The organism is Pseudomonas sp. 1L-B-1-E-C1 (assembly GCF_057291835.1).
Window position 1 is genome coordinate 713,407 of record NZ_JBXAWN010000001.1, and the last position, 11,991, is coordinate 725,397.

The 11,991-nt window shown below is 59.9% G+C and carries 15 protein-coding genes; 5 read left to right on the forward strand and 10 right to left on the reverse strand.

What is annotated here, in order from left to right:
- Positions 1-3 precede the first annotated feature (3 nt).
- From AC0Z4S_RS03055 to AC0Z4S_RS03090, 8 genes are all read right to left on the reverse strand, one after another.
- A complete protein-coding gene (locus AC0Z4S_RS03055) occupies positions 4-750 on the reverse strand; it encodes a hypothetical protein (protein WP_485621987.1) in 747 nt (248 codons plus the stop codon).
- 43 nt (positions 751-793) lie between these two features.
- Positions 794-1,474, reverse strand: coding sequence for a C39 family peptidase (locus AC0Z4S_RS03060; RefSeq protein ID WP_485621988.1), 681 nt, complete (start codon positions 1,472-1,474; stop codon positions 794-796).
- A gap of 65 nt (positions 1,475-1,539) precedes the next feature.
- Positions 1,540-2,529 carry a heme utilization protein gene (locus tag AC0Z4S_RS03065; RefSeq protein WP_253501694.1) on the reverse strand — a complete coding sequence of 330 codons (990 nt, stop codon included), beginning with the start codon at positions 2,527-2,529 and terminating at the stop codon, positions 1,540-1,542.
- Between the two features lie 69 nt (positions 2,530-2,598).
- Complete coding sequence (locus AC0Z4S_RS03070) at positions 2,599-3,171, reverse strand: adhesin (protein WP_253501697.1); 573 nt, start codon at positions 3,169-3,171, stop codon at positions 2,599-2,601.
- Position 3,172: 1 nt separating this feature from the next.
- Positions 3,173-3,622 (reverse strand): hypothetical protein, encoded by a 450-nt coding sequence (locus tag AC0Z4S_RS03075; RefSeq protein ID WP_253501700.1) that lies wholly within the window; start codon positions 3,620-3,622, stop codon positions 3,173-3,175.
- Positions 3,623-3,957: 335 nt separating this feature from the next.
- The gene (locus AC0Z4S_RS03080; RefSeq protein ID WP_485621989.1) at positions 3,958-4,482 is read right to left on the reverse strand and encodes an AAA family ATPase; all 525 of its coding nucleotides are present in this window, start codon (positions 4,480-4,482) and stop codon (positions 3,958-3,960) included.
- Complete coding sequence (gene pnuC, locus AC0Z4S_RS03085) at positions 4,479-5,042, reverse strand: nicotinamide riboside transporter PnuC (RefSeq protein ID WP_485621990.1); 564 nt, start codon at positions 5,040-5,042, stop codon at positions 4,479-4,481. The genes AC0Z4S_RS03080 and pnuC overlap by 4 nt, the downstream gene beginning before the upstream one ends.
- Positions 5,043-5,411: 369 nt before the next feature.
- Positions 5,412-7,046 carry a methyl-accepting chemotaxis protein gene (locus tag AC0Z4S_RS03090; RefSeq protein ID WP_064362263.1) on the reverse strand — a complete coding sequence of 545 codons (1,635 nt, stop codon included), beginning with the start codon at positions 7,044-7,046 and terminating at the stop codon, positions 5,412-5,414.
- On the opposite strand from AC0Z4S_RS03090, the gene AC0Z4S_RS03095 reads away from it, so the two are divergent.
- From AC0Z4S_RS03095 to AC0Z4S_RS03105, 3 genes are all read left to right on the forward strand, one after another.
- Positions 6,979-7,290 carry a hypothetical protein gene (locus AC0Z4S_RS03095; protein ID WP_253505360.1) on the forward strand — a complete coding sequence of 104 codons (312 nt, stop codon included), beginning with the start codon at positions 6,979-6,981 and terminating at the stop codon, positions 7,288-7,290. The genes AC0Z4S_RS03090 and AC0Z4S_RS03095 overlap by 68 nt on opposite strands.
- Before the next feature lie 61 nt (positions 7,291-7,351).
- Complete coding sequence (locus AC0Z4S_RS03100) at positions 7,352-8,182, forward strand: undecaprenyl-diphosphate phosphatase (protein WP_253501712.1); 831 nt, start codon at positions 7,352-7,354, stop codon at positions 8,180-8,182.
- On the forward strand, positions 8,179-8,607 hold the full coding sequence (locus AC0Z4S_RS03105; protein ID WP_485621991.1) for a DUF1294 domain-containing protein: 429 nt from the start codon (positions 8,179-8,181) through the stop codon (positions 8,605-8,607). The genes AC0Z4S_RS03100 and AC0Z4S_RS03105 overlap by 4 nt, the downstream gene beginning before the upstream one ends.
- Positions 8,608-8,750: 143 nt before the next feature.
- On the opposite strand, the gene AC0Z4S_RS03110 is transcribed toward AC0Z4S_RS03105, so the two are convergent.
- Positions 8,751-9,110 (reverse strand): MmcQ/YjbR family DNA-binding protein, encoded by a 360-nt coding sequence (locus AC0Z4S_RS03110; protein WP_485621992.1) that lies wholly within the window; start codon positions 9,108-9,110, stop codon positions 8,751-8,753.
- Positions 9,107-10,015 (reverse strand): LysR substrate-binding domain-containing protein, encoded by a 909-nt coding sequence (locus AC0Z4S_RS03115; protein WP_485621993.1) that lies wholly within the window; start codon positions 10,013-10,015, stop codon positions 9,107-9,109. Before AC0Z4S_RS03115 ends, AC0Z4S_RS03110 begins: the two co-directional genes overlap by 4 nt.
- Positions 10,016-10,142: 127 nt before the next feature.
- Between AC0Z4S_RS03115 and AC0Z4S_RS03120 the strand changes: the two genes are divergently transcribed.
- Entirely contained in the window at positions 10,143-10,754 is a 612-nt protein-coding gene (locus AC0Z4S_RS03120) for an FMN-dependent NADH-azoreductase (protein ID WP_016774691.1), read from the forward strand.
- A 167-nt stretch (positions 10,755-10,921) separates the two neighbouring features.
- Entirely contained in the window at positions 10,922-11,959 is a 1,038-nt protein-coding gene (locus AC0Z4S_RS03125) for an alpha/beta hydrolase family protein (RefSeq protein WP_485621994.1), read from the forward strand.
- The last annotated feature ends 32 nt before the right edge of the window (positions 11,960-11,991 follow it).

Consider the following 11,991-nt stretch of genomic DNA (forward strand, 5'->3'; position numbering starts at 1 on the left):
AGTTCAATATCCGATATTGCGTAGGGCCCCGAGTTGGGTCAGGTTGCAATCCAGTGCACCGGCGCTTCTGCCGTTATTGTTCAGTACGACGTTGAGTTGCGTGAGGTTGTTGACCACGTTGGCGCTACCCAGCAGACGGGTGTTCTGCAGCAGCCCGCCCTGGGCCACCTGTTGCAGCGCGGCGCCCTGATTGCCGCTGGCCTGAATCGCCATTTGCACGCCACCGCCGTTGGCCGAAACCGCGACACTGCCGGCGCCGTTGCTGCCGCTGATGGTCTGCCCGGCGACCAGGGCCTGGCCCTGCGACGGCACCAGAGCGGGCGCCTGACTGGCTTCGCTGACGTTGATCGCGACGTTGTTGTTGGCGGTGTTGCCATCGCCGGCGGCGCGCACGCTTTGCGTCACGCCCTGGCTGCTGTTGAGGCCGGCGCCACCGATGACAGTGCCGGTGCCCAATGTGGGAGTGCTGCCGTTGCCCGACTCCTTGATGGTCGAGACGTAAAATTCCGGTTTGACCGTTGCGGCCTGGATCTGCATCGAGGTGGCGGCCCCGATCAGGTCGCCGCTGGCGTTGCGCCAGGTGCTGCTCATGACAATGCCGAAGCTGATGATCCGCCCCGGCATGACGTAACGACCGCGCAGCTCGGCGAGCTCCTGGTCCTTGATTTCGATGGGTTTGAATCCGGCATGGGCTAAACCTGACGCACTCGCTGCCAGGCAGGCGGCGGCCAGCCAGTATGAGCTTTTCATCTGCTGCTCCCGGGACATCCAGTCCCATTCTCTAACTCGGCGATTAAAAGAAGTCGCTCTGAATGAACCCGAAATCCATCAATTCCGCATCTTTGACCGGGTTGAAACTGTCCAGCGAGTTCTTCGCCGTCAGCGGCACCGGAGGGCTGCGCAAGGCGTTGGCCTTGTCGTAACCGGGGCCGACGATGGCAAAGACAATACCGTTCCAACCTTTGACAAAGTCGTCGTGCTTGTAGCGCTTGTGGCCGAGAACCGGGTCACCGATGTAGACCCAATCCTTGTCCGAACGCTGCAGGACGACGAAGTGCTTGTAGCCGCGAATGTCCATCAGGACCACCACCGGAATGGTCACCGCTTCGAGTTTCTCGGGCGGGATCCGGTAGCCACGGGCACGCATGCCGATGCTTTCTACGTAGCGCTTCATGTCGAGCATGGAGAAACCCTGGGTTCGCACCAGGTCCTGGTCAGCGTTGACCAGCATGCCTTTGATGATGTGCTCTTCATCGACGTCGAGCCAATAGGCCTGGCGCAGGACCGTTGCCAGTGCAGCAGCGCCGCAGCTGAAATCGGTTTTCTGTTCGACGATGTCGGCAAACTTGCGCTCGCGAATGCTTTGCACGTCCTTGTAGACCAGCACGCCGCCCGGCAGGGCAGCGACGGGCATCTGCGCTGCCTGAGTCAGGCCGCACAGACAAAGCAGAGCGAAGAGGGCAGGAGTCCGCATGATCGAATACGCCTTGTGGAACCTGGGAAAAAGCCCCGTTGCCGGGGCTTTCGTTTCGATCGCGATTACATGCAGGCTTTGCAACCTGCGGCGATGGACAGCGAGTTGCTTTGTTGGTTGCCCACACCAGCCGAGACGTTGGCTCCACCGTTGCCGGAGAAGTTGTTCATCGAGTTGGTCATGTTGGCGTTGTTGACGACTGGGGTTTTCCAGCCATCTTTGGTCAACACTTGTTGGGTGGTGACGCCAGCGAGACCAAAACTGCCCACGGCTTCGAACTTGGCTTTCTGATCATCGTTGCCGCCGTGGCCGCCGCCACGGTTACCCCAACCGCCATGGTTGTCGTCTTCGATGGTCGCGGTGCCTTTGGCTTTGAATGTACCGGCAGCTGCATAAGTACCGGTAAGGGTGTCGGTTTTGTACGCCTGCACGCCTTTGTTTTCCACGACCAGGCCAGTCGAGGACTGGTTGGCAGAGGCAGCGGCGGTGGCTACGCGACCGCCGGAAACGGCGATGGCGAGGTTGTTTTTCTGTTGGTTGAAGTTGCCCGAGCTCACGTTGATACCGATGTTGCCAGAACCGTTGTTGCCGGCATTGTTGAGCGTGGCGTTGTTGAAAGTGGACGAGTTTTTAACATAGTTGTTGTTGTTCACCTGAGTCGCGCTCGAGGCTGCAACAGCGTTGCCGAAGATGAAGCTTTCGTCAGCGGTGGCCAGTGCAGCCGCGTTGTCCTGCTGGTTGCCGTCGCCGGCCGCAACGTTGGCGCCCATGTTGCCGTTGGAGCCGTTGAGCGAGTCGCTGGCATTGGCGTTGTTCAGGGTGCCCTGGTTTTTCACCACGTTGCCGTCGCTGTTTTGCGCGTCGAGTACAGCGGCGCCGGCGCCTGCGGTGATCTGCAGCAGTTGTTCAAGATTCGGACCTTGTGGCTGGCCGTGACCATTGCCGTGCCCGTTACCATGACCGTTGTTGTCACCACGGCCGCCAGCCTGTGCTGCCATTGCCATCACTGCTGCGAGTGCGAAAACCAGTGGTTTGAGAGCCATTGTAGGTTTCATGGTTGTTTCTCCGTCGTGCTTATTAGTTGGGTTAAGTGTTGTTACTTTTCCAATTGCACTTTGTTTGGGTCAGTCAGCGACCCGGATGCTCAGGGTGTTAGCCATGCGGTTCCCCACCCCGGCACTCTGGTTCACCTGGATTACCCCGCGGCTGCCGGTGAAGGCCTGATCACTTGTCGTGACCTGGCGACTGCCGGGTGAGGTACCAGTTGCTCCTGAGCTCGGTAAAAACGCCACGTTCTGTTGCGACAGGGCGCTGTCGTCAACGCTCTGCGGGCCGGCACTGATGCTGACGCGCGTGACGTTGGCCATTTGATTGTTGGCACCGGCGCCCTGGTTCACACCGAGGATGCCGTTGCCATTGCTGAAAGAGTTGCCGCCGATGTTCGCGCTGGCGTCGATGGCGCGGCTGGCGGGCGTGTCGATGTTCTGCCTGACGCTGGTGGTGGCGTGGGACTCGGTGCCGATGGCGATCGCTTTGGTGTTGGCTTGCTGCATCTGGTCACCGGCGGCCTGGTTGACGTTGAAGTTGCCGCGATACTGGGCACCGGAATTCTGGATATTCGCCTGGTTGACTGAAGCCGGATCGGCCATGGCGCTGGTGCAGCCGAGCAGGGCGAGAAGCAGCAGGGTGCGATTCATGTCATTGGCCTCCGGCCATGCGAGTCAGAGGCGCCAGCCCGGTGCTCATCGCCCGGTTGACGGTGTTGGAAATCGAAGCGCCAGAGCCACCGCCGCTGCCAGTGCGCATACCGGGCAGGCCGTTCTGGTTGGTCAGGGTGTTCATGCCAGGCAGGTTGGAACTCGGCGCGGTCATGTTGCCGCGAATCGACGAGCCGCTGGCGACATTGGCGAAGTCGCCGTCGCTGAGTTCAGTGCTGCTGAGGGTCTGGTTGATCCGCGCCGAAGGGTTGGCGTTGACCGTGGTCGGGTAGGGGTCTTTGCCGCCATTGCGGCCGATCGGGATGGGCTGAACGTCGCGGTTGAGGACGATCACGCCATTGCCTTCGGCCTGCACGCTGACGCTGATCAATGCGCTGACGGCTGATCCGATCAGCAGGAGGCAGGTCAGGCTTTTATTGAAATTCCCCACGGCTGCAATTCCTTCTTCAGTGGGCTGGGTTGTTCAGCGTTGTGAAGGAGAGAGCGAAAGCTGTGCCGTATTTGGATTGTCTTGTTATTTCAATTGTTTAGCTGTTCTGAAGGATTGGGTGTCAGCGCGCACTGTTTCACCGCTGAGACACACTAAGGGATGCAGGACTGGCGACTGGCATTACATAGCTCTGGCACAGGGGTTTGCGCCGATGTGTTTCATCGGCGTAACAGGTCACGTGACGGAGTGATGAACAGCGTTTGGACGGGGGCTTTGCGCGGTCAGGAGTGTTTCAAAAACGGACAGATTTGACCTGTATGCCCAGCGTAAGGGGCTCAGTTGGACAGCAAACGCTCGACCGCCGCAAAGGCTTGCGTCTGGCGCTCGGCCCAATTGCCTTCGATAACTTGCAGCGGCTGTTTATGCTGGATCAGCCAGACGCGGGTTGCTTCGAAGAAGGTCATGCGATCTTCCAGAGCCGGTTGGCAGCGCTGGCCGTCTTCGGCCCAGTCGACCTGTTGCGGCGACAGCAAAAGGTGCAGGTCGTAGTGGCGCGCGAGCAATGCCTTTTCCAGCCAGACCGGGCAGTCGCCAAACAGGGTCTGACTCCAGAGGATGTTGCTCAGCAGATGAGTGTCGAGGATCAGCAGCGCGGGCTGTTTCGCCCGCGCCTGATCTTCCCATTGCAACTGGCCTCGGGCGATATCAGGAATATCCGCCAAGCAAGTGTCGCGGGGATTTTCCTCGATGAACCGGCGCACATATTCGTCAACGCGCACGCCGCCGAAACGCTGCTCCAACCCCGCCGCCAGCCAGCTCTTGCCGGTGGATTCCGGGCCGGTAAGGACAACGACTTTCATGTGCGCAACGCCGGATCGGCGCGCCACTCGCGCCAGCCTTGCACGGCGAGCAGGGTAAACAGCGCATAGAGCCCGGCAGTCAGGTACAGGCCCTTATAGATGAACAGGCCAACAAAAATCACATCCAGGACAAACCACAGCGCCCAGCATTGCAGGCGTTTTTGCGCCATCCATAGTTGCGCGACCAGACTGAAGCCGGTGAGCGCCGCGTCGAGCCACGGCTGGGCGGCATCGGTCCAGTGTGCCATCGCCGCGCCCAGCAACACGCTGCCAATCGCACCGACAGCGAGCCCGAGTACGATCGACCTCGTGTCGAGGCGGGTGACTTCGCGACCGTCATGCATCGTCCCGGCGCGGGTCCATTGCCACCAGCCATAGATTTGCAGCGCCGCGTAGATCACCTGCAGCAACATGTCCGAATACAGCTTCACCTCAAAGAAGATCCAACTGTAGAGCAACACCATGACCAGCCCGATCGGCCAGCACCAGGGATTCTGTTTGACCGTCAGCCACACGGCGATGACACCGAGGGCAGCGGCGAACAGTTCAAGCCCGGACATGGGGGATCCTTGGGGGAATGAAAGAAGGGGGCGGATTGTACTGCATTAGTCAGATCAAAAGCCCCTCACACTAACCCTCTCCCAGAGGGAGAGGGGACTGACCGAGGTGTTTGGTCGAGGTACGCCGACGTGGAATATCGCGTCGAACGCAGAGACGACGAAGATCAACAGCCCCTCGCCCTAACCCTCTCCCGGAGGGAGAGGGGACTGATTGGGGGATGCTTTGGAGCTGCGCCGGTTTGAACGATCTTCGTTGAATCCATAATCGACTTGATTGCTCAGGTCGATGTATGACGCCAGACACCTCGGTCGGCTCCCTCTCCTGGGGGAGAGGGCTGGGGTGAGGGGTGGGCTCACCGCGGTGATGGGTCAGACCCGGAACTGGCGCAGCAACCCGTTGAGCTGTTCGCTCAGCTGCCCAAGGCGCAAGCTTGCCGCGCTCGACTGCTCAGCCGCCAACGCGGTGCTATGTGAAAGCCCGGCCGCCTGGGTGACGTTCTGGTTGATGTCCTCAACCACATGCGCCTGTTGCAACGTGGCGCTGGCGATCGAGGCATTCAGTCCGTTCAGATTGCGCAACGCCTGGCCGATCGCATTAAGACTTGCACCCGCCAGTCCCGCCTGTTCAATGGTCAGTTGCGACGCCTTGCTGCTGTCACCGATCACCTTCACCGCAGCCTCCGAATGATTCTGCAGGCGCTCGATCATCGACTGAATTTCCGCCGTCGACTTCTGCGTACGCTGGGCCAGCAAGCGCACCTCATCGGCCACCACGGCAAACCCGCGACCCTGTTCGCCCGCGCGCGCCGCTTCAATTGCCGCGTTGAGCGCCAACAGGTTGGTCTGCTCGGCAATCGAGCGAATCACTTCCAGCACGCTGCCGATCTGCGTGCTCTCCGCCGCCAGGGTGCGAATCACTTCGACCGCCTGGTCGATCGTGCCGGAGAGTTTGTCGATCTGTTGCAGGCTGCCGTCAATGTTGATCTGCCCCTGTTGCGCCTGCGCTTCGGCATCGCGCATTTCCGCGGCGGCGTGTTCGGCATTTTTCGCGACGTCCTGCACGCCGTAGGTGACTTCATTGATCGCCGTGGCCACCAATTCCATCTGCTGCGATTGCTGCTGACTGCGCTGCTGTGCCTGCGAGGCATCGTTGCCCAGTTCACTGGAAGACTGGCCCAGAGCGCTCGCCGACACCTGCAAGTCCCCAATCACCCGGCGCAACTTGGCGGTGAAGGCATTGAAGTGATGCGCCAGTTCAGTGACCTCATCCTTGCCATGGGTATCGAGGCTGCGGGTCAGGTCGCTTTCGCCACTGGCAATGTTGGCCATGGCGTTCACGGTTTCCTGCAACGGACGGACGATACTGCGGGCGATCAGAATCACCAGCAGCGCCATGATCAGCGCAATCGCCAGACCGATTACCGAAGCCTTGATCATCTGTTCCTGGAATTCGGCCTGCACATCGTCTACGTAGACGCCGGAACCAATCACCCAGCCCCACGGTTCAAACAGTTTCACATAAGAAGTCTTGGCAACGGGATCAGTCGCGCCCGGTTTCGGCCAACGATAATTGACCATGCCCGCGCCTTTGGCCTTGGCGATGGCAACCATCTCGTTGAACACCGCAAAGCCGTCCGGGTCACGGATCGCCGAGAGGTTCTGGCCTTCGAGTTTGGGGTTGGTCGGGTGCATGACCATCACAGGCGTGAGGTCGTTGATCCAGAAGTAATCGTTCTGGTCATAGCGCAGACCACGGATCGCGGTCAGCGCCTGCTTTTGCGCCGCGTCCCTGGTCAGGGTGCCGGCGGTCTCCAGACCTTGGTAATACGTGAGCAGGCCGCTGGCGGTCTGCACCACATGCTGGGTTTTCTGCGCCTTGGCGTGGTAGAGGTCGTCGTGAATCTGCTTGAGCATCAGCACGCCCAAGGTCAGCAACATGACCACCGCCACAATCAAGATGAGCCACAAGCGTCGGCTGATCGACACACTGCGCAAGCTGTTCATAACGCTGTCACTCCGGATTCTTGTTCTTGTAATAAACGATCGCCAGCATCCAGCCACAGCTGAGTGCTCGGGACTGCGCCAGGCAAAGCCATCCAACGCGCTGCGCGCTATTGAGGCTTGTCTGTTAGGATTTCGGCCCCGCGCGCGAAAACCTGAATCCGGTTTTGAAATTTCACGGAATTTTTACCGTTTCGTGTGGATCCTGTGCGCGCGCAATCGCTACAGCTTTTACCGGCTACGCTGAACGCAGTGAACGAAAAAATACTATCGGGGCATGCCCGCGTGCATCGCTCTCTGGGGGATTGATGGATCTTTGGACTGCCTTGCAGGCACTGATACTAGGAGTTGTAGAAGGGCTGACGGAGTTTTTGCCCATTTCGAGTACCGGACACCAGATCATCGTTGCCGACTTGCTGAACTTCGGCGGCGAACGGGCCATGGCATTCAACATTATCATCCAGCTCGGCGCGATCCTCGCGGTAGTCTGGGAGTTTCGCCGCAAGATTCTCGACGTGGTGATCGGCCTGCCAACCCAGCCGAGCGCACGGCGTTTTACCGTCAACCTGCTGATCGCGTTTTTGCCAGCGGTGGTGCTCGGGGTGATCTTTGCCGACCTGATTCACGAATACCTGTTCAACCCGATTACCGTGGCCGCTGCGCTGGTAATTGGCGGGATCATCATGTTGTGGGCCGAACGGCGCCAGCACGAAGTGCATGCCGAAACCGTTGACGAGATCCGCTGGACCGATGCCCTGAAAATCGGCTTCGCACAGTGCCTGGCAATGATTCCCGGAACCTCGCGCTCCGGCTCGACCATCATTGGCGGGCTGCTGTTCGGCCTGTCACGCAAGACCGCCACGGAATTTTCGTTCTTCCTCGCCATGCCCACCATGGTCGGTGCGGCAGTGTATTCCGGCTACAAATACCGCGACCTGTTCGTGCCGGCGGATTTCCCGGTGTTCGCCATCGGCTTCGTCACAGCGTTTATCTTCGCCATGATCGCCGTACGCGGTTTGCTCAAGTTCATCGGCAGCCACAGCTACGCAGCGTTTGCCTGGTACCGGATCGCGTTCGGTCTGTTCATTCTGGCGACCTGGCAGTTCGGCTGGGTGGACTGGTCGGCGGCGAAGGCATGAATGATTCGCGCGCGCACCGCCCGCAAGGACGGCCTTCGGGCGGTCGCCTTCAGCATGTGAAGTTGAAACTGCTGGTGCTGCTGATCGTCTGCGCGCTGCCGTTGTTCGGCTCCATGTCGATGTGGCTGACTGGCATTTCGCGGGTGCCGTTGGCGGCGTACGGGATTGTCAGTGTGTTGGCGTTCTTCCTGTACTGGGCAGACAAACGCAAGGCCCGCGCCGATGCCTGGCGCACCCCGGAAAACATCCTGCATGCGGTGGAACTGGCGGGCGGCTGGCCGGGCGCCTTGGTCGCCCAGCAGGTATTTCGACACAAGACGCGCAAGGTCTCGTTTCAGATCCTGTTCTGGGTGATCGTGCTGCTGCATCAGGTGTTCTGGATTGACCAGATTTTCCTCGGATCGAACCTGCTAACCGTGTTCTAAAGAACACACATCCCCCTGTAGGAGCTGCCGAAGGCTGCGATCTTTTGATCTTGATCGTTCCAACGCTCTGCGGGGGAATGCAGCCGGGGACGCTCTGCGTCCCAAAAGATCGCAGCCTTCGGCAGCTCCTACACGGGATCGGTTTACAGCTTCAGGCCGATTTGGGTCTTCTTCGGCAACTTGCTCACCACCAGTTGATGCGATCGCCGCAACAGCCCCTGCAACTCCTCGGCGCCCAGCGGGTAGGGCGGGTGCATGATGATCCACTGCGCCCGCGCCAGATACGGCGCCGGATGAATGCCGGGGCGGTCGCAATGGCCGAGGAACAGATCCTTGTCGACCTTGAACGCCAGCGAATCACCACGCAGCCCCTGCAAGGCAAACATCTTGTTGCCGGCAATCAAGAACACCCGCACGCCGCCCCATTTGTAATCTTCCCGCGCGCCCGGCAGGGCCAGACAAAACCCGGCAACCTCGGCTTCGCTCATTTTTCCTTGTTTCATAGAAATCTATCCCCGCAGGCATTGAACGATTCGACCAAGTGATCGATCCATGCGCGCACCGCTGGCATCACCCCGCGGCGGTGCGGATACACCGCCTGCAACCAGCCGCCAGGCAACGACCATTCCGGCAGCACCTGCACCAGCGTGCCGTTGCGCAATTCGGTTTCGCAGAACATCATCGGCAACACGGTAAATCCCTTACCGGCCAGCACGCAGGCTTTGCGCACGACAAAGTCATCGATGCCCAACCGCGCTTCCATGCTCAGATCGACACTTTTACCCTGCTGATCAAGCAGACGCACATGCACCATGCGATCGGCTTCCAGCGCGCCGAGCACCGGCAGGTTCTTCAGGTCCTGCGGATGATTGATGGTCTTGCCCTGCATGAAAGCCGGGCTGGCTATGACCACCGCCTGGGCCTGACGCAAGCGCCGGGTGACCAGCAACGGATCTTCATCGCCGTGATCGCGCACGCGCAAAGCGACATCGATGCCTTCGGTGACCAGATCCACTCGGCGGTTAAGCAGCACGACCTCCAACTGCACCTGCGGAAACTTGCCGAGAAAGTCGCTAATTACCGTCGGCAGCATTTCATGGGCAAGCCCGGTGGGGCACGACACTCGCAAGCGCCCGCGCGGCTCGCTGGACATGCTCGCCACGGCTTCATCAGCCATTTCCGCTTCCAGCAACATTGCCTGACAGTGGCGCAAATAGCGTTCGCCGACGGCAGTGAGGTTCAGTTGACGAGTGGTGCGTTGCAGCAGACGCGCGCCAAGACGTTCTTCCAGTTCGGCAATGCGTCGTGACAACCGCGACTTGGGAATGCCGAGCAGGCGCCCGGCGGCGGCAAATCCACCGGCTTCGACCACTTTGGCGAAATAGTAGAGATCGTTGAGGTCCTGCATGTGGGTTTCCGGTTGTTCTATCAGTGGGACGAACTATCGCATTGTCGGCGACTAATCAGCTATTGGTTTGTTGCGTAGGATTGTCTCCATTCCGTCGCCACCGGCGATTCTTTCCAGGAGCACCCACATGAAACTGTTGCACATCGATTCGAGCATTCTCGGCGACAACTCGGCTTCCCGTCAGTTGAGCCGTCAGGTCGTCGACGCCTGGCAAGCCGCCGAGCCGAGCGCCGTGGTCACCTACCGCGACCTGGCCGCTGACGCGATCAGCCACTTCTCGTCGACCACACTGGTTGCCGCCGGCACCACTGCCGAACTGCGCGATGCAGCGCAACAGCACGAAGCCGAATTGAGCGCTTCGACCCTGGCCGAATTCATCGCTGCCGATGCCGTGGTCATCGCCGCGCCGATGTACAACTTCACCGTGCCGACCCAGCTCAAAGCGTGGATCGACCGCGTTGCCGTGGCCGGCCAGACGTTCCGCTACACCGAAGCAGGCCCGGAAGGTCTGTGCGGTGGCAAGAAAGTGGTGATCGTATCGACTTCCGGCGGCATCCACGCCGGTCAGGCCAGCGGCATCGCTCACGAAGAATATCTGAAGCTGGTATTGGGCTTCCTCGGCATCACCGACATTGAAATTGTTCGCGCTGAAGGTCTGGCCTATGGCGAAGAAGTGCGTAACAACGCCATGAGCGCTGCACAAGCAAAAATCAGCGAGCAACTGTTCGCCGCCGCGTAAGGCGTGCGTAAAGAACAGCTGATGTTCAGGTAATACCCGAAAAACTCTGTATTCTGGTTCCGCAAGGGCCGAATACGGAGTTTTTTGTTTCAGGCTGTTACATAATCTGGCCCGGGTTATGCAGTTTCAGCACATCCGACGATGTAGTCCAACAGGGTGGGGCATCCATGAGGCATCTTTGTGCAATGTTGCTGATTTGCCTGCTGAGCGGCCTGAATTCAGTGCAGGCTGCACCGGGCCGCCACCCTGTCTGGAGCGTCGGTTATCACGAGATGACCTTCCTCGACCCGCTTGATCTGCAACCGATGCGCGCCATCGCTTTTTACCCTTCCGGTGATCGCGAGCACATGAGTTTGCTCGAGGGTTATTCGGTGGAGGCCGGTGAAGACACCAAAGTTGCGATCGGCCGCTTTCCGATGCTGATGCTCTCCCACGGCAATACCGGCACGCCGCTGGCGCTGCATGATCTGGCGACGTCGCTGGCGCGCAAGGGTTTTGTCGTGGTGGCGGTGATTCATCCCGGCGATAACTGGCGCGACCACAGCCGTCTTGGCACGTTGAGCAATCTTTACGGGCGACCGATCCAGATTTCCCAAGCGATCACCGCGACCCTCGGCGACAGCATGCTGGCGCCGTTCGTCAACGCTGATCAGGTCGGAGTCATCGGTTATTCGGCGGGTGGCGAGACCGCGTTGATTCTATCCGGGGCGCAACCGGATCTCGATCGCCTGCGCCGCTATTGCCAAGAGCGCCCGGATGATCATGACGCCTGCAACACTCAGGGCGAGCTGATTGTCGATCGCGATGATCTGCAGCCGGTGGCCGATCCCCGCGTGCATGCGTTATTGCTGATGGCGCCGCTGAGCCTGAAATTCGGCCGCCATACTCTTGCTGATGTGCACGTGCCGGTGCTGCTCTACAGCGGCGACGGCGACAAACTGGTCGCTTTCGACAAAAACGCCGCCGCCCTGGCGCGCAAACTGCCCACTGCGCCGGACTTCAAACTGTTGGCCGGGGCAGGGCACTTCGTGTTCATGGCGCCATGCACCGAAGAGCAGATCCGCGCCATGCCGGCGTTGTGTACCGATGCTGACGGGGTGGATCGCGAGGATATTCACCGCAACCTGATTTCAGAGGCCGGACGGTTTTTCGCCCATGCGCTGGGCAAATCGACCAGGGCGGGGATGCAGACGGCGGATCAATGATCTGTGTGCCTCCACATATCCCTGTAGGAGCT

Excerpts from the sequence above, each read along its gene's own strand:
- AC0Z4S_RS03055 (WP_485621987.1), bottom strand. The coding sequence starts at position 750 with ATGAAAAGCTCATACTGGCTGGCCGCCGCCTGCCTGGCAGCGAGTGCG.
- AC0Z4S_RS03060 (WP_485621988.1), bottom strand. The coding sequence starts at position 1,474 with ATGCGGACTCCTGCCCTCTTCGCTCTGCTTTGTCTGTGCGGCCTGACT.
- AC0Z4S_RS03065 (WP_253501694.1), bottom strand. The coding sequence starts at position 2,529 with ATGAAACCTACAATGGCTCTCAAACCACTGGTTTTCGCACTCGCAGCA.
- AC0Z4S_RS03070 (WP_253501697.1), bottom strand. The coding sequence starts at position 3,171 with ATGAATCGCACCCTGCTGCTTCTCGCCCTGCTCGGCTGCACCAGCGCC.
- AC0Z4S_RS03080 (WP_485621989.1), bottom strand. The coding sequence starts at position 4,482 with ATGAAAGTCGTTGTCCTTACCGGCCCGGAATCCACCGGCAAGAGCTGG.
- pnuC (WP_485621990.1), bottom strand. The coding sequence starts at position 5,042 with ATGTCCGGGCTTGAACTGTTCGCCGCTGCCCTCGGTGTCATCGCCGTG.
- AC0Z4S_RS03095 (WP_253505360.1), top strand. The coding sequence starts at position 6,979 with ATGACCACCGCCACAATCAAGATGAGCCACAAGCGTCGGCTGATCGAC.
- AC0Z4S_RS03090 (WP_064362263.1), bottom strand. The coding sequence starts at position 7,046 with ATGAACAGCTTGCGCAGTGTGTCGATCAGCCGACGCTTGTGGCTCATC.
- AC0Z4S_RS03100 (WP_253501712.1), top strand. The coding sequence starts at position 7,352 with ATGGATCTTTGGACTGCCTTGCAGGCACTGATACTAGGAGTTGTAGAA.
- AC0Z4S_RS03105 (WP_485621991.1), top strand. The coding sequence starts at position 8,179 with ATGAATGATTCGCGCGCGCACCGCCCGCAAGGACGGCCTTCGGGCGGT.
- AC0Z4S_RS03110 (WP_485621992.1), bottom strand. The coding sequence starts at position 9,110 with ATGAAACAAGGAAAAATGAGCGAAGCCGAGGTTGCCGGGTTTTGTCTG.
- AC0Z4S_RS03115 (WP_485621993.1), bottom strand. The coding sequence starts at position 10,015 with ATGCAGGACCTCAACGATCTCTACTATTTCGCCAAAGTGGTCGAAGCC.
- AC0Z4S_RS03120 (WP_016774691.1), top strand. The coding sequence starts at position 10,143 with ATGAAACTGTTGCACATCGATTCGAGCATTCTCGGCGACAACTCGGCT.
- AC0Z4S_RS03125 (WP_485621994.1), top strand. The coding sequence starts at position 10,922 with ATGAGGCATCTTTGTGCAATGTTGCTGATTTGCCTGCTGAGCGGCCTG.